The sequence below is a fragment of the Candidatus Berkiella aquae genome, from assembly GCF_001431295.2.
In the GTDB taxonomy this organism is placed as follows: Bacteria; Pseudomonadota; Gammaproteobacteria; order Berkiellales; family Berkiellaceae; genus Berkiella; species Berkiella aquae.
In genome coordinates this window covers 1,956,143-1,983,034 of record NZ_LKAJ02000001.1, presented here as the reverse complement: position 1 = coordinate 1,983,034, position 26,892 = coordinate 1,956,143, and the positions used below count along the sequence as shown (strand labels likewise).

The window sequence follows — 26,892 nt, the reverse complement described above, 5'->3', positions numbered from 1 at the left end:
GAGATCTTAGTTACCCACTGCCAGGGCTGTTCTTCTTCTCCAGCTGCCATTATCATCGGCGGATGTTGTCGTTGAGTATCGTGGATTCTGGGAATAATTACTCGAAGATTGTTGCCCTGTGCGATATGATGTATTTCGATAAGGTGTGTAGACAGGTTCTGGTTCGAATCCTAGAATTTCATCACGCATTTTGTGAAGTAATGGTTTCTTATAGACACCCTTTCCATTGTTGTAATTGCGAATGGAAAATTCACTTCTGGGTGAAGTAGGTGGAACACAGCGTGTTGTGCCATCATCCTGCTCTGTAAACGTATAACCGTTATCCTTCAACCAAAGCAATTCATCGATAGTACCTGTAACTCCTGGATTATTTTTATAGTGATTTTTAGGCGTAACAAGAATAAAGGTTTTTCTCGCTTCAATGGCTCCTAGCATAAATGCTTGATTTTTTTGATATGTCCATATTTCATTTTTTCCAGTGCTACTATCATATCTTGCTTCAGGATTTAGTACTTTGCCGATATTATTGGCTCTAGCGTTAGCTGCGCGATAAGGTTCGACAGTTTGTTCAGGTTTTAATATATCGCTTCCTAGTGAACCAATATAAGCTATGGAATCATCGGTTTTCATTAAACCTTCTTGGTAATCCGTCTGCTGATTTTCACGCAAACTTGATAAATTTGCAAAAGATTCATTTGTTACTCGAAGTGATGGTGGTGTATATAACATTTTGTAATCCCCTAAATAATATTTTTTCTTAGGGTTACATTAATAATCAATTTTTTTTTTTGATAAAGTAATACTAGATGAATGGTCATGTTAACAGTCTGAGCATGTATTTTTCATCGCATTGATTTAAAAATGGCAATAAAAATAATGAATAAAATTAAAAAATATTGTTCTAACTGAATGGTTTTGTAGACGATGAATAGACATTCAAGCATTCGAACTCTGTTTTAAAATATAATCCGGTAAGAACCTCGTTTGACAAGCTGTAATAATTGCTCATGAGTTGTTTTCTGATGAATAAATTCACTAATGCGAGTCCCCAGCATCGATAGGATGCGATGGAAGTTATCGTCGATAGGGGCAATTTGCTGTGAAAAAAAGTGCATGATGCCTAACACTTTATCTTGATATAACAGTGGGACGCCAAGTGCATCATGAAGTTGCAGTTTATGCATGATGTTAGCCCGTTTAAACAAGGGGTGACTTGAATACTGGCCAAATCGCATGGCTTGGCGATGCTGCCAAATAAGACCTGGGAAATCTTCCTCCATTGTGAGAGTAGTACCTACTGTGGCTGCATCAAAGAATGCATAGGCTTTTTTCTTTTTATGCCATATTCCAATATTTTGTAACACCTTGTTTTGTTCATCTATTAACCATAGTTCACCGATTTTCCATTCGAAAATTTTGCAAATGGTTTGCAATATCCGTGGAATAATTTGTGTTAGAGAGTCGTTTTTTTCTAACAATTCAACCAGTTCATTTTCAAGAATATTTTCTTTTTGGTTTTGTAAATATTCGGTAATATCTGATGCAATACCGATGATATGAAGTAATTCACCTGAGTTGTCTTTGATGAAAATAGTTTTATTCAATATAGAGCGAATGGAGCCTGTGGGATGATTAATGCGATATTCTAAAGAAGCATTTTCTTTGGTGCTTATAAGCTCTTTTATATGGGTAACTACTTTGGTTTTGTCTTCTTCAATAACCGTCTCTTGCCATGAAGCAGGATTGTGATAAATCGAATCAGTCGATTTACCCCAAATAGTTTCATAGCCTGGGCTGATGTAAATGAGCTTATCTAAAGAGGCAGTGGTGCGCCAAAACACTTCATTAGTATTTTCGGCAAACTGCCGAAACATGATTTCACTCTCTTGTAATTCATCTTTCACTGCTTTTAATTTGGAACCTTCAATTTTTAATTTAACGGTTTGTTGTTGAATGGTTTCATAAAGGGCTATGTTTTCGTATAAGATAGCTAATTCGCTCACAAGAGTGTCTAACATTCTAAATTCTTCTTCACCAAAATAGCGATGGTGTTTTTTATTGATAAAATAAGCAAAACCGTAGACTTGGTTGCTCGTCATAATCGGTGAGCAAAGTGCATTTATAAGGTTGGCATTGTGCCATGATATCGTATGTTGTTGGATATTTTCTTTAGTGAATGCTGAGCGGGCCTGTAAGATATCTTTAATAAACGGGTTGTCCAATACAAGCAGATTTTTATTAAATCCTAAATCATCATTTCCAGAAGTGGCAATATATTGGAGATGGTTTTTATCATCGATAATGCAAGCAATCCCAAATGTTGCATCAACCGATTTTCGTGTTCCATGACAGAATAATTGTAATAATTTTAGTGCATCCTTTTGTGAAATCATTTCTATTGTCAGTTCTATTAATGAAAATAAATCCCTATGGAGGGTGCGATAGGTATTCATGTCATTTGCTAAATCATGGGTTAAAGCAAGTAAAGCATTCTTTTCTTGTGCGCTGAATGCCGTTTGTTCGAACATTTTTTTCAATTGATTTATTTGATTTAAGGAGTGATGGATTTGGGTACTAATTTCTATTAGCTTTTGTGGCGCATGATAAAGATTGGTTCTTAAGTCACTTTGCGTTTCAATTAAGGGCGATGCGATAAATTTGGTTTCTTTTTTTACGCCTAATGCTTGTTGTATGGTATCTATCATGACTTGGGGATCAGACGGTTTAGAGAGTATAAATTCTACACCTAAATCCTTGGCTAAGAGACTTGCTTCTTCTTTACGATAGGTTGCGGTATAAAAAATAACAGGAATATTTTGTAGCGACTCTATTTTTTTAAGTTCACGGACAAATTCATAACCATCCATTTCGGGCATTAAAATATCTGAAATAATTAAATGAGGACGTTCTTTCTTAACAATAGCGAACGCTTCTATTCCATTTTTTGCTTCTAAGGTTGTGTAGCTTAAATATTGCAATATTGACTGCACGTATTCTCGATTGATTGCTCTATCATCAACAATGAGTACTAGAGGCATAGTCTTTCCTTAACTTGATAGAATGTTAGCGAAATGTCCAATTGACATGTTCTGTTTGTTTTGCCAGAATTGAGCATCCAAATCTTGGTTGAAGTAACATGCCACGTATTAAAAAACTGGAAACCCGTAAGCAAGATATTCTCCAAGCAGCATTTGAATGTTTTGCTCAGTTTGGTTACTCAAAAACAAGCTTAGATCTCATCGCACAAAGAACCGGTATCTCCAGACCATTGATTTATCAACACTTCAAAGATAAAGAAGATCTTTTTTCTTGTATGATGGAAGATAGGTTTAGCGAGCGATATAACCTTGCAGAGCAGGGGCTTTTATCGGATCTTCCAAAAAAAGATAAACTCCTTAATATGGTTGAGATTATCGTCTTAAAAGATTGGCAGCTTATTTCCAATTCTTTTAGTGGGCCAGAATTCTTTAGCGAATTATTCAGTACATTGCCTAAGCTTGAAGAAAAATATCGAAAAAAATTCATTCAGATGGCCAGCGCGGTATTGCAGAACCAAGAACTTGCAGAAGTTTTTAGGCTCGCGCTTAGCGGCTTAACGACAGATAATCCAACGACCACCACCCTCCGCAAACGTATTCATATTTTAATTGATTGTGTTTGTCACCCATAACCACAACCCCAATATAGTTACTCCCTTTATCTAATCCTTGTTTGACCTATCTCGTAACACGTGATTGAATTTGTGTATATACACTATTTGAGGTTTTGATTCAACCGATAGGGAATTGCTAGAAAGATAGGCTGTGTAAAAATGCAGCCAGTCATAGGGGAGAAAATGATGAGCAAGGCAACAATACTGATTGTTGAAGACAATGAGATGAATATGGATATCGCTTCACGATTATTAGAAAGGGAAGGTTATTGCATTTTAAAAGCCGTTAATGGTGGTATGGCGATTGAGCTGGTACAAAAGAAAAAACCGCATTTAGTGTTAATGGATATGCAAATGCCAGAAATAGATGGATTTGCAGTAACCAAAATACTAAAAGAGAATCAAGATACCAGAACGATACCTATTGTGGCATTTACCGCATTTGCTATGGATGATGATAGGAAGAATGCATTAGGTTGTGGGTGTATAGGTGTGATTACCAAGCCGATTGATGTGTCTTCATTCGCGCAAACAGTAAAATCCTTTCTTCCACCATTTTAAGATAATGATGGAAGAAAGGAATGTAACCCTAAGCTGCTCGTTTGGTAAGTACCGTATTATTTGGCGTTGAGTCAATATCTAGTCTTTTAGAATGATGGGGGTTTTTATTATACTTTCTAAAGATAATGGGCTCCTGTTTAATCACAGTGAAATCAAGCACGTCAGTTAAAGAAGATGCAGCAAATTTATTTTCCCTGACAACACGATTGTTAATAGCCAGTGCTTTGTCTTTATTACTGAAATGATCCATGATATATCGATAGAGTTTAGGGGTTTTGCTAAAAGCTTGGATTAAATCTCGATAATCTGCATTATTAGCCATGGTAGGGTCCTTCCAATCAAAGATTTGATCAAAAGAGTAATCACCGTTTTTAAAGATGCCACGTTTTTTTCCTTTACCTTGGTTAATCAGTGCATGCAAAATATCGCCGCGATTGTGCTTAATAATATAGCTCAACGGTGAATTGCCTCTGACATCGAGTGCTGTTAGTAGGCCTTTAGGTAATTCAGGTGAAGTTAATATTTCATAAGCAACGGCACAAAAGCCCGTGGCATTGCCTCGTTGTGCTAGATAATGGAGAACATTTTTTCCTGATGAATCATTTTTAGTATTAATTATTTCTAGTAATAATTCACGGTCATCACAGAATGAATGAACGAATTCATTAGGTGCATTTTTAAAAATAGTTTGCCATAAATCAATTTTATTGATAACCAGTGATGAAAGTGAAACATCATTATTAACGACCGCTGTGAGCATTAATTTAAAGGCATCATAATCACCTATTGCAATTGCTTCATCTAAAGCAATAGGTACACCATGCTTCAATAAAATTTGAATAATATCATGATTATGATTCAACAGGGCGTTTCTATAAAGGCTTGGTGCTGTTTGACTTAAAATTTCCTTTAATTTTTGTTGAACATCGGTCACTTTACCATGGTAATAGGCTTGGTTAATTGTTTTAGTGATCATACGAAGTGCTTTATCAACAAAACGAGCATCATTGGTGTTAATAATGGCATGCAACAATTGACCATTATTTTGTGATGATAACCAAATAAGATTGCTTAATTGACTTTTTAGCATTTTTAATGCAATCAAAGGTTCTTTGTTTAACTTGTCGCAAATATTATCAATTAATGTATCAGGCAATATCATATTCCAGCGTTTTGCGCGATTATTTTCAACAATATCGATATGCTGCTGATGCGCTTCACAAGCATTGACAAAAGCACTATGAGTAACATCAATACCATCATCGTTGGCAGCAGCAATACATTCTAAAATTTGATTCGATAAATAGCCTAAGTGAGTATTACCTAATATTGCTTCATCTGACGTATTCTGTTGTGATTGTTGTTTCTTTAATTCTTTGCTGAAAGCCCAAAAAAGGTCTTGAAGTTTGCAAAAATAAAAGCTTTGCGGATTGGTTCTTTTTAACCTTTCTTCTTTTTGGGTCAATCTGTCATCATAGGTATGAGGATAATGATCTCTGGCATCTTTAAATTTATGTAACCAAAGTTTTGTGGCATCATTACCATTTTGAATAAGACGACCTAGTTTTTCCGCAGAGATATCAAATTCCAAGGTAGTGACAGCGTCAGGCCAGATTTGCACCGTTTGGTCAAAATACAAGGATTGTTTTTGTGCGACATCTTCAACTTCGGGTTTACCAATAGTATTCCAAAAGACAGCCTTAGCAAGATCTCTAAAATGCCAATGTGAATCGACAGTAGAAGAGGAGGCTGACAATCCTGTCGTGGTTGGTAATATTGCTTTAATACGCGAAGGCAAAGGGGTGATTGCCTCGTTTAATTCTTCTATCGGAGTGATGCTGAATCCAACAACACAAGGGTTTACTTGAACGGGCAAATGATGTTCATCTTTACGTTCAAGCATCTGATAGTGTGAATCACTATAATACTGGGAATTAAAGGCATTGACAGGGAAATTATTTAAAATGCCACCATCCGCAAAGTATCCCAATGATTTAAATACGAACTGTGGGTTACCATGGATGTCTAGAGATTGAATTTGCTTACCATCAGCTCCCGTTTCATAAATAAATTCTTTTTGTCTTACTTGCCAAGGTTCAAAAGCACCTGGAAAGCTAATTGTGGCGCGAAATGCATCAGCAATCACAACATCGGGTGTGTTTTCAAAAGAGAAGACTTGTTGTGCTTGTAGACTATGTGGGGTTCCATAGTGAGTTGAGATAAATAACATTTCTTTTAATGTAGGGTCGCTTGCCATTTTTTCATGTAAATCGCGAAAGGTTGCATCTTTATCTCCTAATACTTGTTCAACGAAAAAGCTTGCCCACTGATGGAAAGATTTACCAGGGGAGGCTGCACCATAACGCAACACATCGAGCGCGGTACCAATTTTGGCGCCACTAAAGAATTCACCCCAACCATTCTTTTTAACATCGAGAAAATCGGTAAAGTTCATATGTTCAGATAAATATTTGAATTGTTCACTATCAAATCCTAAGCCCATGAAAAAGGCGGGGATCCCACCTGCAGAGGTACCTGCAGGACAAACAATTTCATCTAAATAACCATTTTTATCTAATACTTCATAAGCGCCAATGTAAACACCTCCTTTAGCACCACCACCTTGGAATACGGGATATTTTATGGGAGGTTTGGGTATGTTTATGGTGGAATGATGTTCTCGTATTAATTCAATAAGACGGACAGCTTCATCAACATTGGGCACGGTTGGGTTAATTGCATTTTGGTAATGTTTCGCAATTTCATGGGGAGGGGTATCCACTAATTTCCATGATTCAATTTTTTGTAGCAAGTTATCAAGAGTTGATTGGCTTAGTAAAGATTGGGTGCCGCTTTTCATAAAATGTATCCTTAGGGTTATTTGCCAGGTTGTCCTTGTGATACAGCACATTCACAAATCTTATATTTACAAATTTACATTATTTGTAAAATTTGTCAAATTATAATTTTTAACCCTATATAAATGATCAGAAGCCCAAAGAAGCCTAAAGAACCTAACAAAGATAAAGGACAGCCAAAGATTAAAAAGACATTTACTAATTAGTAATTGATGGTTTAAGTTATTTACCCGATAAACGGTATACTTTACGTGATAGTAGTGTGATGGAATTTCGAAATGATTTGCTATGATATCCCCCTTTCTAACTCACAGGGGAATAAAAATGCTAAATAGTTTATTAACAACGTTACAAAACTTAACAATCGGTAATAGTGAAGACGAAGAGGCTAAAAAGAAGAAATTAGATTTGGGTTCAGATTCTGATTCCGATTTAGAATCTGACTCCGATTTGGAATCTGATTCAGATTCAGATTTAGAACTAAAACAAACAAATGTAAAAGAAAAGCCGAAACCATTCGGGATAGAACAGGCTAAAAAACTCTTTGATAGTGAAGTTAGCCAAGCTGAGTTGCTTCAGATGATAGACAATTTAGAACGTAAAAATAAAGCTCTGCAACATGAAAACAGCTCCCTTAAACAAGGCACTACCTTATTAAGAGCCAATCTTCAGGAAGCACGTGAAAGCAATTATGCACTAAAATTGGAAAACCAATCTCTTCAGGAAAGGAATCAACGATTAGTAGAAGGTAAAGAAGCACTCACCGCGGAATTTCAAGACGCGAAAAAACGATTTGGACAATGAGTTTTATTTAAGCATTAGATCCCAGATTTCCATACAAATCTGGGAATTTCTTAATAAGAATATCCCTTCATTGCTTCCATGCTACAGCTTGAAGCAAGTCTTTTACCAATTTGATGCTCATTTAAAGTAGTGGATTCAATTTTAATGTCTGGACTGTTAACGCTTAATTTATTTATCAGGACTGATAATAAACGGATTTCTTCTTTTGAAAGATAATCGAGCTTGCCGAGTGTTAATTGTTTAAATCCATTTTTAGCACAATAAAATGCCAAAATAATTAATTGGTGTAGTGTAAGGTAATCAAAGAAGTTGTCACTGGCATCTAATCGCTCTAAAGAATTTCTTGGCATATGTTCGATTAAATTTTGTAACATTAAATGGTGTTCAAGAGAAGAATTATGCGAAATATCAAGTGATTTTAGACCTGGAATATTGAGTAATACTGCTAAACATGAACCCTTGATTTCGACATCGGCAATAGATAAATTCTCAAGATAGTTTAGATAACATAGGTATTGTAAATCCATATCACTTAATGAATTACTATTAAGCACAATGCAGCGATATTCATTTTTAGTGACTTGCTGTTGAAGTTCTTGAGAGGTGTTGCAATGCTCTGCAAGAAAGCAATTGTTTCCTTTAGCTCTAGACGCTGTCCATTGATTAAGCATAGCAACACCTCTATTAAATAGATTATTTCACGGTAAAACTAGATGATTTTTGTTTATTTCCAACTTGTGTCCAACCATCATTGTTTGTGCTGTATTTCTTGGGATTACTATATTGTTTACTACCCGAAGAGGAAAAGGACGGCGTATATGTTTTAGATTTGAAGCCAAAAACTTCATTTCTATCATTGTTCATTTGTTCTTTAGAATACTTGCTCGTACCATTATAATAATTTCTGATAATAGGATTAGTTGCTTCAGCGCTCGACGGTGTGCATATCAAAGTATCTTCTTTACCTTTGCTGAAGGTGTAGCCATTGTCTTTTAACCAGAGTAATTCATCAATGGTTGTGGTGACATATGAGTGATCGTATTCACTTCTGGGTGTAATAAGAATAAACGTTTTTTTAGCCTCAATCGCGCCTAGCATGAATGCTTGATTTTTTTCATAAGTCCAATTGTCATTTCTTCCTTCAGGATTTAAGACTTTGCCATAAAATTCAGGACGTTCTCTATAGTATTGAATCACTTGCTCATCTCTTAAGTGCGTTTTGGTTTTACGCTTATTACTCGTTGAACCAAGATAGGCAATGCTGTCGTCAGTTACATGGGCTCCTTCTTTGTAATCTTCAAATTGACGTAATTTATCGAGTTCAGCGAGATCTTCAGTAGAAAAACTAAGTGACATGATTGGTATATCCATGATTAAAAATAATATAGTTGGCAATCATCTATAAATCCAAAGTTCTAATAAAGCCTTTACTGACAATCAGTCATTTTAAATGAATGAGAGGTGGTGAGATATTGATTTTTCGACAAGAATTTATTTTTTATTCGAACTTCGTTGGTTTTAGAGCAAATAAAAGTTCCAATAATAAGAATGGTTTCTCTAAAATGAAGGGAAAATGCTGTCAGCGTTTTGAGTGCATGTTATTAAGACGGTGTTTTAATGCCGACTTTTTCACAGCAAGCTTTAAAAGCATCGTGATTAAGCGTTTGACTTCGATAAGCAACGTAAGTATCAGGTCTTGCCAGGTAAAACCCAGATTGCTTGATGCCCATTAACGTCTTTAATTGTTCACCTTGATCATGAGCTTCTTCTGTTGCTTGAACTTGCAGATTTTCACTACTGATCACAACTATTTTCAATAAATCTGGATGGTTATTCGATATTTCCTTGATAAATTGCGCTGCTGTTTCTTTGGCTGTTACATCCACAAAAACCAAGAGCGTAAACTGATTAGGATCTAAATAGGCTTGAAAAATGCTAGGTACCCTGTCACCGGGCTTGATTCCAGCAGACCATGAGTCTGATTCGCCAACATAGGATGAGCCCATGTAATTTATTTTTAATTCTGAAACTGTTTGGGTGATTTTATTGAGTATAGATTTCTTATGAAGTAAAAATTTCATGATATGATTGCGAATAGTGATTAACCACCTTGATTTTAAGGTAATAACGTGGGTTGCAATCGTGGTTTTACTGACCACATTCTTTGCGACTGGCAATCTTTCTTCTTGATAACTGGGTAACACTTCGCGTTTTAAGAGATTTTTTTCAACTAAGGCTAATTTCCAGGTCAAATTAATTGCATCTTGGATCCCCGTATTCATTCCTTGACCACCCATGGGAGAGTGTTCATGGGCAGCATCACCCAGTAAAAAGATATTGGTTCGATGATAAGCTGTCACCACATGTTCATGGATCCAAAAGCCAGAACCCCATAACATATTGTCAAGGCCCAATGGATAAGGACATATTTTTTGACTTAACTGCTGAAACACTTCAAGTGAAGGATTTTTTTCGTTATTTAGATCAGGAATTTCCGATACATCGATAATAATACGATAAAAGGATTTAAGTGGTATGATAACCATGGTTCCTTGAGGGCTTAAGAAACCATTTGCATAATCATAAGCCAATGTATAATGATCATTTCTTGGGATATCCGCCATGATAAAATGTTTGGATAAATCTTGCCCAAGAAAGGGGATCTGTAATTTTTCTCTAATGCGACTATGTGAGCCATCACAGCCTAATAGCCATTTGGCACTTATTTGTATGGTTTGTTGTTCGGTATTTTTGCAAGTGATTTCAATTTTGTCATCAACTTGTTTAAAGTCAATTAACTCTGTCCCTCTTAAAACTTGAACTTGATGTGTGTTTAATTTATCGAGCAAGACTTTTTCAGTATCAGATTGGGGAAGTCCAATAATGAAAGGGTATTTGGTCGGCAGGTTGTTGAGTTCAATTTGCCCGATTTGAGCGTTTTCATTATGGATTTTTAAACCATTAATTTGATGGCCTTGCGATAATAGGGTTTCTACAATCCCCAGTTTTTCTAAATTTTCAAGCGTTCGAGATTGTAAAGCAAGTGCATTCGATGTTTTAGTCGGTTCACTTTTTTTATCAATAATAAGGCAATCAATGCCTTGTTGACGCAAGTTAAGTGCAGCAGTTAATCCCGTAGGGCCTGCGCCGACAATAAGAACAGGTGTTTGCATTTGCATGAGGTTACCCATAAGCCCGCAGCTATCAATTTACTTAACATAGCACCTTGGTTTAGTTCCTTATCATAATAACGACGATGCTTTATTTTTGCTGTTTAAAATTGAAGTGTTTTTTACGATGAGGTAGGCTTAGCATCTTTATTAAAATACATCATTAGGTAAAAAATGAAACATTATCGAGAAGAGCTCTCCTTTAATACCAGTACGCGGGTTGCTTTTATCAACATCACCGATAAAGTTCAGTCTGCTGTAGAAAAAAGTGGGATCCGCAATGGTTTTTGTTTAGTCAATGCAATGCACATTAGTGCGAGTGTTTATATCAATGATGATGAACCTGGATTGTTGCATGATTATAGCGTCTGGTTGGAAAAGCTAGCGCCTCATGAACCGATTAGTCAATATCGTCATAATGATACCGGTGAAGATAATGCGGATGCCCATATCAAGCGGCAAATCATGGGACGTGAAGTTGTGGTTGCAATCACCGAAGGGGAGCTTGATTTTGGTCCTTGGGAGCAAATTTTCTATGGTGAATTTGATGGTAAAAGGAAAAAACGCGTTTTAATTAAAATCATTGGCGAATAATAAATACAAAAGGGTTTATTCGAACCGTTGTGAAATACGCAAAATAAAACTCCCCTTTAGGAATGATTGGGCTTTATATCATTGATATGTTCGACACATAACGTTGTTATCTAGTTTGCTTGATAATAATAAGTGTCAAATGTCGGGCACCGATTGAGCAAGGTAATCTTGAGGTGCGAGGAAGTCACATTGAGCGTGCTATCGTAACTCTTCAGAGCTACATTCGAATATTTTTAGCAAAAAACCCCGATTTTGATGAGAAGCAAACACGCGCATTGCTTTTAATTCAATCATCTTTACCGAAAACATTTAATAAGGCACAATTTTTTAATCGTAAACAGCGGTGCTTAAAATACCTGCGTCCCTAGTGCTATACCTATCCTAGGCATATACAACTAATTGTCTCCATTCATCATCTGAACTAATTATATTGTTGCCATCTCTATACTATTAATATGCTTAATTGTTGAGATGTCGATGATACACTCATTTGTTACTCAATCACATTATCATTACATTCCTTCGAAAATAGAAGAAAAATGTAGGGCCATTGAAAGAAAATTAGAGCCCATGCTTCAAAAAACAATAGAAGAACTTAATAAAATGTCTTCGCAGGCAATTTATCAAGACTTGCTTGCAAAAATAACCGCCATGCTAGCGGATTACAACGCTAAAATGCAGAATATCCAATATGGTAAATCCAATCAATCTCATTATGATGTTTTATTATATGATGCACTAGAGCGAGAGGCTTATGGATTGCTTAAAAATATTTTTAAAGAGGTTCAAGATGTTGCTAAATATTTGAATATTTCAATTGAACAACCTACTGCGGGTGAACAAATAGCACAGCAGATTAAAGATATCAAAAATAAAATTACACAGCTAAAATTGCGCCAGCAAGAGCGAATAGATGAATCTTTAGCTAAAACGCTTGAGAAAAAAATACAGAAATTGAATGGAAAAATAAGTAAATTACAAAGAAAGCACGAAAAATTCACTGTTCAAGGAAGATTGAAAAGTAGTGTAAACCCAACATCTTATATGAGTTCGCTTTCTGAAAATTTTCAATATTTTTTTACTGACAAACTTGATGCGGCTGCATTAGATAAAATTGAGCAAAAAATAAGCGAGATCAACAATAATATCGATTCACTGCAGCAAAAAATTGATACAGCAAAAAGTACGTCTACTACTTTAAGTGACTATCATCTTCTTCAGAAGTGGCATGATAAGCAAGAAGCATTGTCTGCAAAATTAAATCACTTGATTGAAATGAGAAATAGTGCTGAAAAACTAAAGCAAAGAAGCACGTTACAAAAAGTGGGCGAAACGATTGTGGAGAAAGTAGCTTCAAAAACACATCAAGTTGTAACTGATATCGTATCTGCAATAGGTTCAACCTATACAATGTATGAAAAAATTGCCACCTACATGAGGGATCTACCCTTGGCATTTAGTGAGTTGGATTCAGTCATAAAACAATGTGCTCAAGCAATCAAAGAACTCAACGAGGAAATATTAGCATCGCAAGGCGATAACACAGAGATTAATTCGTTATATATTATTAGAAATCATGAGTCATTGCAGCTGCTTAAAACAATCCATAAAGAATTGGTTGTCATAAAAGATATTTTGCAGCAGCAATTTGCAAACAAAGAAAATCCTGTATTAAATCTAAATTCACTTGCTGCTGAAATCGAAACTCAGATCAATGATCTTAAACAGGCCGTAGCACTTAAAACGCAGTTCAAATTAGATCTCGGTTTTGAAAAATTGCACTTATCTTATTTAGAGAGGGCTTTAGATATTATACAGCGTTCAATCGATAGCATTGTGTCGCCACTGCCAAGTGATGAAGTAAAGAACTTATTCAATGAAATGTTGGATTCTTATTCAAATAATTTTTCTAGAGTATTAAAGTTGGCATCTGCTTTAGCAGATGAAGATGAACAGGCAATACCTGATAAACTAGAAGAAGAAGTTAAGTCTGAACCTGCCTCTAAATTTGATCTTGCCGTTTCATTTTATAAAGATGAAATGATTAAAGAATATGGCTTAAATGTGCAAAAACATGTTGAAGTGTCTAAACATGCTAAAAAATTCGCTAAAGACATTGGCAAAGCAGTTGCAGGATCTTCGTCGTTTGTGTTATTTGGTGAAGAAGGAGATATTAAATTACAAAAAATCTTAGATAGCAGTCAGACCTATCATCCACTCAATAGTCGAGCTAAGGCCAAAGCAGACGGTATTTATGAAGCAATGGATATCAGCGAGAAATTGTTGGTTGAGACTGCCTCTGTTGCAGGAGCGCATCTTAGCAATAGTGCTATTGATTATGCGGCTTTAACATTCGCTAGCGCAGCTGTTGTTGCAACAGGTACCTCATTATTACCTGCTGTGATTGGTTTGGGAGTCAGTTTTGTTGCCAAAGGTGCTGTGGGCTATTTGAAATCAAATGTTGAAGATGTTATTAAAGATTCAATAAAATCAGTCTATATTTCTTTGCGCTATTGTGGGATTAATGAACACAATTTTGCTATCCAAAAAATAAATCAGCAATTAGATAAAGTTAGAATGGCTATGTTGAATTTAAATAACACCTCTTTTTCAGCTGTTGAAAAAGAAATTAGATTAACATATTTAATTGAGCAAGTATTAATGTTAGAGCAAAAAGTACTTGATGTCTCCATGAGTGAAAGCTATAAGAACATCAAAGAAATAAGGGGTGGCATGAAAAAAATAGATAATCAAATTGTCGCAATAAATCAGATGCATATTTCTGAAAGTGAAAGAACGAAACAATTACAGATGCATCATTTGCAAAAGGACAAATTGCTAGAACAGCAGAATGAAAAGCTTAATTTTATTCGCCTAATGAAGTCGCAGAAAAAAATCAAAGAGATTGAAATGATAATAACTAATTGCCAGCGACGTATCATGGTTACAGATTATACGACTGCTTCAACTGAACAAAAACAGATGACAGTGAACTTTAATAGAGCTATGATTAATCAACTGAGTCAACACAAGCAAAATGAATTTAATGATTATCAACAAATACTTTATCTGTGCATGCAAAATCAAGTTGTGCCAAATTTGAGTAAAGAAGCTTCAGCCTCTCATTCGACGCTTGAGCAAGATTCCTCAACCAGAAAACGAAAAGCAGCGTTAACATCAGCCTATCAACGTTCAAATGATGAACCTATTGCTAAAAAACATCAGACAAATCGTGAGGTGCAAGAGGAACTCAAAAATGAAAGAACACTTAAAAAATAGTATTATCGACTTTTTAGTACACCATTGCGTTTTTCCTTTTTCTTTTCCTCGATTTCATTGATAACGTATAGTTTTCTGATACGGTTATTCTGCGTTCTAATCTCTTGCTGTACCTGTCCAATCGCTCGAAGCTTACCTTTGCCATCGGCTCCTAATACTTTCATTCTGGCAATATCTATTTTAGTGGGTTGCTGATTATTTCCGGTTACCCATTTTGAACTTAATTTTACACCTTGTTGATTTAATCCTTTTTCTGCTATCCCTCTAACTTCATGGTAGTTGTTAGTTTGTTTATTATAACAAAGGCCAAAAAAGGGTAAGAATGTCGGGTTATTACAAGGGAGTGTAATAAATAAAGTTTCATCGGGTATATAATTATTCACAATGGGAATAGGAGGTGTATAACCTTCTAATGGTTTAAAGCCATAGTGATTGACTTTAGAGGGAGTGACGATGTTCTTTATAAGATAAAGTCTACGATATTGATTTTGTGCGGTTACCGTCTCTTGTTGAACGCTACCCGTTGCTTTTAGTATTTTAGTTGTTGTTGGTAATCGGATGCTGACCTCCATGACATTACTTTTATCATCTATTCTTACACATTGTTTAGAAAGTTTGTTAAAACTCAATAAGGGTGCAAAATTCGCATTGCGAGGAACCGAAATAAAAGTAGATGTGTGTGCTAGATCCTTATCACCAACAGGAATAGCAGGAGATTGTTCGGCGAATAATTCAAAGCCATAATTATTTAATTTATCGTGTTTTGCTGCTTTCTCATTAGAGCTGTCACACTTTACCAAATGAGATTCAGGTTGTGTTTTAATTTTTGTCTTGCTAGAAGGTAAAGAGAGCGTAGCAAATGATTCTGTTAAAACACTTGTGCTCACAGGCTCTTTTTCTGCAGGCTTATTATCTGGAATAGGATGAATCGATGATTGAATTGAGTCAATCGTTGTGATGGCATTGATAAACTCATCAAGCCACTGGTGGCTATTGTGTGAAAATAACAAATCTCTGGTAAAAATAATTGAATTTGAATCTGAGAAATATTGAACATCACACCTTGAGTTTAGTAGATTTAAAGTCGCTGGGTTGATGTCTTGCGTTCGCATTAAAACTAAAGAATCTGAAAAAATAATAAGTTTTCCAAACGATTGTAATTTTTCCGCAAAAAATGCTTGAGTCTGTGTGAGATACTGATAACACAGTTCCTCGTATTGATTATTAAAATGTATGGCCAGCTCTGCTAAAGGAGGAGATGAATTTTCTTCGAGAAGAAAATTAAAGCAATGTATATTGCATACTTCTATGAAAGTAATCAAATCAAGTGTTGTGATGTTGGTTTTACTGAGTGAGACTCTGATACATTCTGCTGTTTCAAGGAAAAGATCTTCAGTGATTTCTGATAGTTGAAAAAACTTGTTCGATTCTTGCAATGCCTTTGTGGCTTCTTTAAAGCATCCTTGAGCGGCATAAATGGCAGAAAGTAAGAGTAAACATTTATATTTACACTCATCAATTGAAATCTTGAGAGAGCTATCTAATAATATGGTGTTGATACATCGATTGGCTTCAATCGCTGAATGAAGTGCTAAAGTAGTATTTCTCATATTGAGGTATTGATTTGCTAAAAGTCGGGTTGTTTCAAACCTGAGCATATATAAAAGCTGTTTGACTAATAAAGGTGACAATAGAATTTCATGTTTTTTTAGCAATGACTTAAGATGATCATTGAACAAATTAAAAACCATTAACATTTTTTCAAAAGCATCATCTTGTTGTTCTAATGATGACATGACGACTTTCATTTTTGTCATCATATCATTGGGTTCTACCATGATCTGCGCGAGCGTCATGTTTTCACCCAGTGAAATAATAGTAGAATCTGGGTGCTGTAAGAATTCGACTAGACGTGAATAACTTCTAAAATATTGTTTAATGATTTGTTTTTGATTAAATGTATCTGTTTTTGATGAGATGTTATTTAACATTTCTCTAAATAAGGAATACGCAGCTCGATAAGATACGGCTGCTTCACATAAAACTAAATCAAGTTCCCGTAACGTTAATGTGCTAATTCCTTTTTTTAACTGCGCTTTGAGATGATTGCTTAAACCAGCAGGTTTAATGATAGAAATCTGGGGAAGTGATTGGTCGTCCCATTTTGCTTGAAATAAAGCTTGTAGCGCATTGATATGAGTTGGTTTTGGACTTTCGAATGATAAAACTGCTCGCATCAGCTGACGACCATTAAACCGCCAGTTTTGATTGGTAAAACAAGCGGTTAGAGTAGAGATATTTGAAATTGATTTCTTTTGCCAAACGCCATTATCTTGTTTTTGTTCACCAATAATGAGAATTTCACCAACGATCTTGCGATTTAAGCCATATAAAGTTAAAACTTCATCTGGGATAGTCTGAATGTCAAGCCCTGCACCCGCTGCGAATAAAATGTTGGCGCAAGTGCGTTTTTGATTATTGGTGCCGGTACTTGAGAGCAAAGGTTCCCAAACAGCAGTCGGGGTACTATTTTTATCGCAATGAAATGGACTCGCACCAAATTCTAACATGCAAGTTAGAATTTCATCGTTTAGTCGTCTTAGCGCATAGCTATAGGGAGATTCACTGCCTGGAATGTGAACTAAGATCATTCGATGAGCGCCTTGCTGTAATAAAAATATAGCAATATCATTGGAAGGCTGGTCTAGGGCTTCTTTCATCAACTCCGTTGTTCTGTAATTGATGAGATGCGGTTCTTGGTTCAAAATCGCTTTGACGATTGACAGCTGCTGCAAATGAACAGCAAGCAGTAGCATCGAATGAAATAGTTTGCTATCAAAGCCCTTCATTTTGCTGATTAAATAAAGGGCAGCATCGGTTTTACGATTAAAAATAGCATCTTCTAATGCGGTTTTATCATTACTGTGGATTGCCTTTGGATTAGCGTGTTGTGTTTCTATCAAATAGCCTAATATTTTGGTGTGGCCTCGGGTGGCTGCTACTTGTAAGGGGGTGATGCCCTTGAAAGACGTTTCCAGTGGCAACTTTATTTTAGCGAGTTTGGACTTCATCTTGGTAAGTATTTGATCTTCAGTTAACTCGGCCGTCATTAATTTGATTAATTCACGTGCTTTCATCTGTTATAGCTCACACAAGCAAAAACATAGTCGAATAACTTATTTATTCGGCAGATGTTCGAATAAAACCTGACGAATAATAGCGATTCAACTTACTATTTGCAATATGTAAAAACAGGGAGCTGCTTTCTCACCTTCGCTATTTGGCAAAGTGAGAAGATTTTTTGCATTAAGAATTATTCTTACATTTATAAAAAGAATAAGAATTTTTTTTATAAATGTATCGAGAAATGATGATAAATACTGGAAATAAGATGGATGTTTAACATTGTGTGTTAACATCTTTTAATTTTTTATCGAGGTGGCTTTATGACCATTAATATGTATGGACCCTTCACAGCAGAAGAAATTGAAATTTTCTATCCTCTTTTACAAGAAACTTATACACATGGATATCAATATAAAGCGCCTGCGAGAGAGAAGTTTAAACAAGACCATGGCATGACAGCATTAGGTCGATTTCAAAACTTTGTTAAGACTTTTTTACCGAAGATCCCTGATTCAGAAAATAAGCTGCCAACATTAGAGGAATTGTTAGCGTGCTTAGAATCGATGCCAAAAACACCTACTCTCATTTTCACAGCAGATAACATTATCGGTGGCAGTGACGAGATAGAAGCATCAATCAAGCCTAAGAAAAAGCGATTTTGTACGATATTGTAGATGGGGTAGTTATGGCTTTGGGTGGTTTTACCAAAGAAGAAATTGAACGCTTTTATCCACTTCTTGAAAAAGAATACAAGGATGGTTATCGTCATAATTGTCCGCTAAGAGCGGCTTTTAAACGTCAATATGGCCCAGAAGGATTAGAGCGTTATCGCAATTTTGTTGAGACTGTTTTTCAAATAGTGCCCAATATTGACAATGTTCTGCCAACCTTAGAACTGGTATTTAAAGAACTAGAAAATCTAGAACATAAACCATCGAAACGCCGCTGTTCAATCATGTAATATCATGCCGTATTAGACTTTGAGGAAGATAGTCTAGTACGGCGATTTTGTTGCTATCCTTGCTAATAGATATCCAGATTTTTAATAGGCAATATGTTGGCAACAAGGCAATCTGATTTTATACAGGGTGCAAAATATCTGCTGCAGGGCTTTAAAGTTTACACCCATCCTCATATCAAACCGTATATTTATGTACCGCTTTTGATCAATTTCATTATTTTTGGTGTGTTATTTTATCTAGGTATTCATTACCTTAACCATAAATTAAGTATATTGACTGTGAGCTCCTGGCCCTCTTGGCTGCAATGGATAGGGGGGATTCTCTCCTTTATTAAAGGATTTATTATCACCTCTTTATTGGTGCTTTTTCTGGGTATCAGCGCGGTGCTGGCAACGATTTGTGCTAATGTTGCTGCAGCGCCTTTTAATGGTTTGTTGAGTGAATCGTATGCCAAGGTATTAGGGGAAACCTTGCCATCTCGTCCATTGTTGCAAACAGTGGGTGCATCCTTACTGCGTGAAGGGCAAAAATTTTTGTATTATCTTCCTCGGGGACTTTTAGTTGGTGCAATTTCAGTCATTTTATATTTTATCCCACCGTTTAATCTGTTAACCCCCATTCTGCTTTATTGGTTTGCCGCTTGGATGATGGCGATTCAATATATCGATTATCCAGCTGATAATGAACACGTCAAATTTGCGTTATTAATAAAGGCTTTTAAAACAAACAAAGCACTGTGTTTAGGATTTGGTTTAGCTGTTTGTGCTATTAGCAGTATTCCCTTTATTAATTTTTTTGTATTGCCAGCAGCGGTGCTTGGAGCAACCAAGCTTTGGGTTGAAAAATTAAAACGTGAACATTAGTTCGAATGAGAAAGTAAATGAAAGAAAATAGATCGAACAAATAAGGAAAATGTTCGATCTTCTTCAGTTTTTTTAATAAAGTTCGTAGAATAAAAAATTATAATTAACATTGAGAGTGAAATGTGATGTAATTTCGTCCGTTGAAAATTCTACGGAAAAAAATATGAAAACCTTCCCTTTAGAACTTGCCTATGTTGGCTTTAACTCCCTGCAACCTTATCTTGATATGCCGATGGAATATGGAAGTACAAATAAGATCGGTACGCTTATTGAATATAAACCAGGAGAATTTGGACTGGTTGCTGGACTTAATGTTAATGAATTAGTTCTTAGAAAAATTGAAGATTTACAGTTAACAGCTGTAGATAAAGGGGAACGTATAGAATTAGAACCTGTAATGATTTGTGCAAAAACACGTTTGATTATTTTAAAGTCCAAAACCCCTGGTGTTTTTCATCGTTTCCATGAGCAAGCCGTGAAGTTGGCTAATGATTTTGAAGTCAAAGATTCAGAGGATGTCAATCTTTTTCAAAAAGATCTTAGAAGTCAAAAAGATGTGATCACAACTCTTAAAGCGAAGCGATTTCGTTTCGATGGTCAATTTTGTTTTTCATTATCTCAAAATGTCGAAGTCGAAAATGGCTTGTCAAAGCCTGGTCCAATTTTAAATAATGAAGGCAAATTAATTGCTTATATGATTAATGCTGCTGATAAATATGTGGTTTCAGTTTTTCATATTCAATATATGATGAGATTGTTATTAACGGATAGCCAAAGCCTTTATATTCATTATCCACATATCAAATTTGAATTAATGGATCTTACTTCAGACAATTATCATTTATATCTTCCTGAAGAAGCGGTCGCAAAAGAAAAACAATCTTATGGGTGTAGCATTCAAGATTGCCCATCTTATGCAGGGTATCCGTTTCGCAGAGGGGATATTTTAATTGAGATTAATGGAGCAACGATTGAGTGCCAACATATCAAACATCCTACTTTGGGTAACATTAGTATAGCGGCAATAGGGCTTCTGACAGAAGCAGATAAATTAAGTTTTACTTTATATCGTGATCGGCAAAGATGTGAAATTGAAGTAGATAAAAAATTATTTTCACAACCCATTAATCATATGAAAAGTGATGGTAAATTTGCCATAGTCAATAGTATTGTATTCCAAGTGGCCAATAGCCATTTATATTTACAATTAGTTACGCAAAGTAACATACTGCACATCCCCAATTTAAAACCAGAAAATAGTCATAGTTTAGGAAAGAGCTATAGATTTCCGAAGCATGAAGATAGTGAAACGATATTAATCACAGAAACACTAACGAATAATACACTATTTAGTGCGGATGGGCGCCCTTTTAATGTTGCACCTACTGTACCATTTGTTTTGAAAAAAGTGGATGGAATGCCTATTAGAAATTTAGGCATGTTGATTGATTTGATGACAAAAATACCTGTTGGTTCTCATTACGATCTTGAAGGAACGATGGGTGACGGAACCGTTAGGGCTCATGGGATTAAAATGTCAGATGAAGAGAATGATGAGGTTTTAGCAACAAAATCTATTACTAGACGTTTTAGTGACAGTGTTCAATGGTCTGCGATGAAAGAATCTTTATCCGCTCTTTCATTGTTAAATACCGATCCTGCAAAAAGATCTGCCACATGCTTGTATCGCTATGAAAGCAGAAGCATACCAGAATGCAAAAGAGAAGTAACAGAAGCTAGAACTAATCATTTTTCAATTGAAGAAGCAAGTAAGTATAGCGTATTATTTTTACATGCCACAATAAGAGCACGCTCTTACACTAACCCTTTGCAATATGGTATTGATTCAAACGGCACAGGTAGTGGCTTTATCATTCGCTATGAAAACAAGAATTATATTATCACTTGTGCGCATGTTTTAGGATACACCGTCGAAACGCAACTAAAAGCCAATTTTCCAATGCAATCGAAAGATTTCGAACTGCAAATATTAATGTTAAATAATGAGCATGATATAGCTGTTTTGCAGGTGCATCCTGATTTGCAAAAGGAATTTGACGAAATAGCTTATCCTTTAAGTTTGGATAGTGCATCGCTTTTCCCAAAACTGCAGAGTAAGATTGCGGTGATAGGATTTCCTGGCGCTGCGGCAGGAGATAAAACGAATTCTAAAATTCAAATTGGTCAAGTGACGACGATTGGTTATCTCGAACGTAATAAATTAGTCATTCAATATAATGCTGCTACCAGTGGCGGAAATAGTGGAGGGCCTGTTATTGATATGAATACGGGTGCTGTTATTGGTATCCATTCAATGGGTTCAAGGGCTGCCCAATTATCTAATTTCTCAAGACCTGTTATATTTCTCAATAAAATGCTAAAACAAATGCACCATGGCGATGCTGTTCATAGTCCTTATCCAGCTTTGCCTGGTGTTCCATTTGATCTCATGCTTATCACTGATCGAAAATTAAAACAAGCGCATGGATTAGAACCAGACTGCTTAATCGGAGCAAAAATTTGTGCGCTAAACGGTAATATTTCCGGGCTTGAAATCGGTGATATTTTGCTTGAATTAATTGATAAGGAACAACGCATTTACCCCGTGAGTGGGAAAGGAACAATTTCTATTGAAGGAAATGACATTTCATGTCGACTGTTCTTTGAATTACAAGAAATCGGCGATCCTATCTCCATTAATGTGATGCGTAATGGGAAAGAATGCATTATTCATACGCATGTTGACAGTACTTGGCCACTTCATACTAAAATTAGTAGTGTACGAAAAGATAACAATGACGCGCCAGTGATTATTTTTAGTGAAAAACTCATGCTGTGTAATTTTGATGAAGGGGTCATTCAAAGTATTCCTTCAACTTCATCAGGTTTATCACCTTCATTAGTTTATTACGCCAGTAAATTGCAAAAACAGCGAAGAGATGAAAGCACTAAAGTCGCTATTCTTGAAATATTGCCAGGAGCGCTGAAAGAATTATCTGGCATTAAAAAAAATAATAAGGAATTATTATTTTTGAATAAGATAAATGGCACGCCAATTCGTTCTTTAGATGATGTTTGCAAATTTGTCAATGATTCAGAGACTAAAATATTTGAGCTTGAATGTAAATCTAGTAAATGCATTAGGCCTGAACAAAAATTTATTTTTAGGATATCCAACACCAATTATACCAAAAGAACTGATATTGTTGAGAAGATTGCTGAATCGAGAACTAATCCGAGATTAGGTGCATAATTTCTACGTTATCTAGCAAAGAGGGCATCGCCCTCTTTGTCTTATCTAATTAATCTCTAGAGGAGAGTGAAAGCTTATAGTTTATTAACGTCAATCACACCGGTCACGCGATAGATCCTCCAATAAAGACACCCGTCCCCATCTTTGATTCAAAAAGAGCTTTGGAGAAGTCCTCTATAATGGTAAACTTGCGCCCCTTTGTACCGAAGGGATGGGCGTTACATATTAAGTCAGGGAGATTTCCAAAATATATTAAAAAGAAGTCATTATGAAAAAAGGTGTTCGTGCCCAAACTGTTTCCTCTTCTAGTTCTAATAGCCAGCAATACTTCAAGAAATACCAGGAAACTGCCCAAAGGCTTTTTAATGATGTAGCAAAGGTCCAGGCGATATCTGGCAATCCGCAATATCAGGTACTCGATAAAAAGTATCAATCTTATTTGACGAACACGTCCCGTACCAAGCTGCTGCTGAAGGAGCTGCTTAAGCTGCTGCAAACAAAAGTGCTTGAAACGCAGTTGGCTATGATGAGTACGCCACAAACATTTGAAGCAATCAATTCGACATTATTATCAATGAATAAAAAAATCAATATTATTCATTATTTGCTCGAATGCGTTGTTCCCCATCACCTTGATTGTGAAGAGGTGACATTACAATTGCATAATGCTCTTTGGGAAGATGTAACAAATTCTTATAAATTTATAAAAACCATTTTAGGTAACAATATTGCTCCGATAGGTGAAAACCTGCTTTTACTAGAATTAGAAAAACAATATAGGCAAATTGTTATTAAACATACGCCTTATTATGCTGCTTTTTTGGAAAATGTAGTACAAGAAAAGAAATCAACCTTATCCCAACACTTGTTAGAGGGAGCCAAAACTAAAATTTGGAAAGGATTTGAAAATCTTATCAATATTCAATTAGATATTTGCTTTATAAACAAATTGGTGGGGGCCGAAGCAATATCAGCACAAGCGCATGACAATGCAGCCGCTATGATAGCAAAACTCGGTGAAAGAATTCCTCAAATAGTGAAAGTGGCTCATTATGAACAAGCATCCGTAGAGCATGCCTTAAAAGAGGGATTACAAAAAAAACTCGATTGGTTATCCGCTTATAATCCATCATTTGCAGAGCAAATGCTACTTGCTATGTATAAAAGTGGAAATATGTCGACAGCACTCATGTTAGCTGCTCTTACGAGATTAAAAGAACAAGCCCCATCCCAGGATTATAGCCTTAACCTGGAACAGGTGATTCAAGATATGGGGGCATTAACCTTAAAAAATGCTTCACGCAAGCTGGATGATATTCAAACCTTAACAGAAGTGAATATGGATTTTCACCAGAGTTGGGCTTATGTATTACAAATTGAACAAGTATCACTTACTCAAGCGTTAGTCTTATTGCCGTATATTGATAAGCTATTGTTAACTTGGAAAAACTTATTTGCCCAATCGACTAAAACCGTGATGGTTACTAAGCTACTTTGTGAATGCTTGGAAGACCTGGTTAAAAGATCCATTGAAACCCGGTTAAAACTGATAGCTTTACAAAAAGCGAATGAGGCTAAAGAAGCTAAAGAAGCTAAAGAAGCTAAAGAAGCTAAAGAAGCGCTAGCAAAGCAAGCGGCACAAAGCATTAAGATCGTGCCTGTAGAAATCCCTAAAAAGCAAGCGCCACAGCTGCAACCGGTAGAAGAAGTCACGGCTTTATTGTCTGATTTAAAAATTCAATCAGAGGAACCGATTAAAGTAAAATCAGCCAGTAGCAGCTTAACTAAGGTATCACAAACTGTCCCCTCTGTTGCAAAAACATCTCCTCAAAAACCACAAAGTAAGAAACAAAGGGCGCGTCATCAAAAAAGTAGTGTGCAAGGAGCGCCGAGTTTGCTGCTTTCAACTAAAGGTAAACAGAATAAGGCACTACCCCACAACCAAGACGAAAAATCTGCTGAAAAAGAGGCATTACCTTTATTAGAGGAAACAATAGAGGATACCACCCATTTATTAGCTAATTTGGTATTGGTGTCAGATGAAGTGAATGTTGCTAGTGTTGAAACAGATACGACGTTTGTGGCTCCAGCTGCGCTATTGACCACAACGTTTATGCAAGAATTGAATGTGAAAGAACAAGAAGGTATTGCTGAGGCTGAGGTCGTTCTGCCTGTGGCATTGCCTGTGCTTGAAGTGGATATCCAAAAGCAAGATGATGATGAGAAAGTGCCAGCAAAAGCATCTTCTTCGATCCATGAAACGACCATCCCAACTATTGTCGAATCTATCATTGTTGACGATGAGCCGGTGAATGTTCATTTGCCGATTGCTCCTACCGGACTAACAATTCCAATAAAGCCAGAAGTGGCTAAAATGCTAACGCTACTCAATAAAGCGGGATACTGGGCAGTTGTTGTTGGCGGTTATGTTCGAGATGGTTTGCTAAACATTCCATCCAATGACGTTGATATTATTACGAATTGCCCGGAATCACTATTGGCAGAGATTTTAAAAGAACCCTGCGTAGAAAATCCATTTATTTTGGGGCTCTTTGAAATCAGGGATATGGATATTCTCTGTACCGAGCTTTCATTAGAGGCAGAATTAAGAAGACGCGATCTCACCATCAATGCCTTCATTGCAGATCGTGAAGGGAGGGTTTATGATTTATTGGGTAATATTGCTGATTTGGACAAACCCTATTTAGTGATGATAGGCGATGTCAATGAGCGTTTAGCAGAAGACCCATCTCGAATTTTACGTCTGATTCAGGGTGCCAATCACGTTAATAAATGTATTAGCTCTGACTATTTCCCTGCCATTTATAGTAATGCCCAAAACATGACTCATTTGCCATTTGGTAAATACATGAAAAAACTAAGCAGTTTTTTCTTAAATGGAAAAGCAGGCTGTCATTTATCAGGGTTACTATATTTGTATATTTATGGTTTTATGACGCCTCCTACAAGCATTGATTTTAGTAACTTTCCTTGGGAGTGTTATTGGGGATATCTGCATAATAAAATGTCGGAAATTGATTCTATATCGGATGCAGGACGAGAGGAATTATATACGCCTTATTCCATTTTAGGGCTTTTACTGTTGCCAGAGTTTTACCAAAGAGTTGGAATGACCAATTCATTATCTCAAGCTGCTGAAGAAGTGGTTGACTCTTTTTGTAATACTTATCAAGGAACATTTTCTGATATAGAAAAAAGTTGTTTTACCAATTCAGTAAAAGCATTATTTGAAATGTACTACATTGATTTTAGAAACTATCAAGTTAATGTTCAAGTTGAGCTAAAACGCGCGGTTGAGCAACAAAGACGTCATCATAAAGGGCGAGATGAAACGAGAGAAAAAGTTTCAATGCCTCAGCAGAATTATGCTAGAAGTGATAAAGTGCCTAAGACTGCTGTGGTACCTCAATATAATCAATCTAGGGCTAAAAGTAGTCCTGGCTGGCGTAAACCAAGCCAACCTACCTTGAGTGATTTTCTTGTAAAATCAAGCAGTGAGCCTACGCCAAAATTACGTCAATCAACAGCAAAGTCTGTTAAAGCAAAACCTAATTTACAAGGTGGTTTCTAAATGTTAAGCAGCGGTAGCTGCGATTTAATAGCCCCAGGTAAAGCGAACGCGCCGTAAGGCAAGTGAGTGGAACCCGGGGTGGCAGGAAGTAGGGATCGCTTCGTGACATCCTAGCAATATTAAGTACACCTAAGAATTCTTCTTATTTACTTTTCATCTCTAAAATTTATAATTGCAG

The 26,892-nt window shown here is 36.1% G+C and carries 17 protein-coding genes; 10 read left to right on the top strand and 7 right to left on the bottom strand.

The window, feature by feature from the left end:
* Nucleotides 1–6 precede the first annotated feature (6 nt).
* Both HT99x_RS08790 and HT99x_RS08785 read right to left on the bottom strand, forming a co-directional pair.
* Nucleotides 7–729, bottom strand: coding sequence for a PX domain-containing protein (locus tag HT99x_RS08790; protein WP_075065979.1), 723 nt, complete (start codon nucleotides 727–729; stop codon nucleotides 7–9).
* A gap of 227 nt (nucleotides 730–956) precedes the next feature.
* Entirely contained in the window at nucleotides 957–3,038 is a 2,082-nt protein-coding gene (locus tag HT99x_RS08785; RefSeq protein WP_075065978.1) for a response regulator, read from the bottom strand.
* A gap of 98 nt (nucleotides 3,039–3,136) precedes the next feature.
* On the opposite strand from HT99x_RS08785, the gene HT99x_RS08780 reads away from it, so the two are divergent.
* Both HT99x_RS08780 and HT99x_RS08775 read left to right on the top strand, forming a co-directional pair.
* Nucleotides 3,137–3,670 (top strand): TetR family transcriptional regulator, encoded by a 534-nt coding sequence (locus HT99x_RS08780; protein WP_075065977.1) that lies wholly within the window; start codon nucleotides 3,137–3,139, stop codon nucleotides 3,668–3,670.
* A 165-nt stretch (nucleotides 3,671–3,835) separates the two neighbouring features.
* Nucleotides 3,836–4,213, top strand: coding sequence for a response regulator (locus HT99x_RS08775; protein WP_200957112.1), 378 nt, complete (start codon nucleotides 3,836–3,838; stop codon nucleotides 4,211–4,213).
* 28 nt (nucleotides 4,214–4,241) lie between these two features.
* On the opposite strand, the gene HT99x_RS08770 is transcribed toward HT99x_RS08775, so the two are convergent.
* Nucleotides 4,242–7,073, bottom strand: a complete 2,832-nt coding sequence (locus HT99x_RS08770; RefSeq protein WP_075065976.1) for a patatin-like phospholipase family protein — start codon at nucleotides 7,071–7,073, stop codon at nucleotides 4,242–4,244.
* Nucleotides 7,074–7,395: 322 nt separating this feature from the next.
* On the opposite strand from HT99x_RS08770, the gene HT99x_RS08765 reads away from it, so the two are divergent.
* Nucleotides 7,396–7,875, top strand: coding sequence for a hypothetical protein (locus HT99x_RS08765; RefSeq protein WP_075065975.1), 480 nt, complete (start codon nucleotides 7,396–7,398; stop codon nucleotides 7,873–7,875).
* A 50-nt stretch (nucleotides 7,876–7,925) separates the two neighbouring features.
* Here HT99x_RS08765 and HT99x_RS08760 read toward each other — a convergent pair whose 3' ends face one another.
* The 3 genes from HT99x_RS08760 to HT99x_RS08750 form a co-directional block, all read right to left on the bottom strand.
* Nucleotides 7,926–8,546 (bottom strand): hypothetical protein, encoded by a 621-nt coding sequence (locus HT99x_RS08760; protein WP_075065974.1) that lies wholly within the window; start codon nucleotides 8,544–8,546, stop codon nucleotides 7,926–7,928.
* Nucleotides 8,547–8,568: 22 nt separating this feature from the next.
* Nucleotides 8,569–9,231, bottom strand: a complete 663-nt coding sequence (locus tag HT99x_RS08755; protein WP_075065973.1) for a hypothetical protein — start codon at nucleotides 9,229–9,231, stop codon at nucleotides 8,569–8,571.
* Nucleotides 9,232–9,476: 245 nt separating this feature from the next.
* Nucleotides 9,477–11,054, bottom strand: coding sequence for an FAD-dependent monooxygenase (locus HT99x_RS08750; RefSeq protein ID WP_158003372.1), 1,578 nt, complete (start codon nucleotides 11,052–11,054; stop codon nucleotides 9,477–9,479).
* Nucleotides 11,055–11,219: 165 nt separating this feature from the next.
* On the opposite strand from HT99x_RS08750, the gene HT99x_RS08745 reads away from it, so the two are divergent.
* Both HT99x_RS08745 and HT99x_RS08740 read left to right on the top strand, forming a co-directional pair.
* Entirely contained in the window at nucleotides 11,220–11,639 is a 420-nt protein-coding gene (locus HT99x_RS08745) for a secondary thiamine-phosphate synthase enzyme YjbQ (protein WP_075065971.1), read from the top strand.
* Between the two features lie 477 nt (nucleotides 11,640–12,116).
* Nucleotides 12,117–14,918 carry a hypothetical protein gene (locus HT99x_RS08740; protein ID WP_075065969.1) on the top strand — a complete coding sequence of 934 codons (2,802 nt, stop codon included), beginning with the start codon at nucleotides 12,117–12,119 and terminating at the stop codon, nucleotides 14,916–14,918.
* Nucleotides 14,919–14,920: 2 nt separating this feature from the next.
* Here the strand turns inward: HT99x_RS08740 and HT99x_RS08735 are convergent, their stop codons facing one another.
* Nucleotides 14,921–18,055, bottom strand: coding sequence for an ankyrin repeat domain-containing protein (locus HT99x_RS08735; protein WP_075065968.1), 3,135 nt, complete (start codon nucleotides 18,053–18,055; stop codon nucleotides 14,921–14,923).
* Nucleotides 18,056–18,364: 309 nt separating this feature from the next.
* On the opposite strand from HT99x_RS08735, the gene HT99x_RS08730 reads away from it, so the two are divergent.
* The 5 genes from HT99x_RS08730 to HT99x_RS08710 all read left to right on the top strand — a co-directional run bounded on the left by HT99x_RS08730 (nucleotide 18,365) and on the right by HT99x_RS08710 (nucleotide 26,714).
* Nucleotides 18,365–18,718 carry a hypothetical protein gene (locus HT99x_RS08730; protein ID WP_075065967.1) on the top strand — a complete coding sequence of 118 codons (354 nt, stop codon included), beginning with the start codon at nucleotides 18,365–18,367 and terminating at the stop codon, nucleotides 18,716–18,718.
* An 11-nt stretch (nucleotides 18,719–18,729) separates the two neighbouring features.
* Nucleotides 18,730–19,005, top strand: a complete 276-nt coding sequence (locus HT99x_RS08725) for a hypothetical protein (RefSeq protein ID WP_075065966.1) — start codon at nucleotides 18,730–18,732, stop codon at nucleotides 19,003–19,005.
* Nucleotides 19,006–19,098: 93 nt separating this feature from the next.
* Nucleotides 19,099–19,869: a sulfate transporter CysZ gene (cysZ, locus tag HT99x_RS08720; protein ID WP_075065965.1), complete on the top strand. Its 771-nt coding sequence runs from the start codon at nucleotides 19,099–19,101 to the stop codon at nucleotides 19,867–19,869.
* Nucleotides 19,870–20,032: 163 nt separating this feature from the next.
* Complete coding sequence (locus HT99x_RS08715) at nucleotides 20,033–23,122, top strand: trypsin-like peptidase domain-containing protein (RefSeq protein WP_075065964.1); 3,090 nt, start codon at nucleotides 20,033–20,035, stop codon at nucleotides 23,120–23,122.
* A 268-nt stretch (nucleotides 23,123–23,390) separates the two neighbouring features.
* Nucleotides 23,391–26,714, top strand: coding sequence for a tRNA nucleotidyltransferase/poly(A) polymerase family protein (locus tag HT99x_RS08710; RefSeq protein WP_075065963.1), 3,324 nt, complete (start codon nucleotides 23,391–23,393; stop codon nucleotides 26,712–26,714).
* Nucleotides 26,715–26,892: the final 178 nt, after the last annotated feature.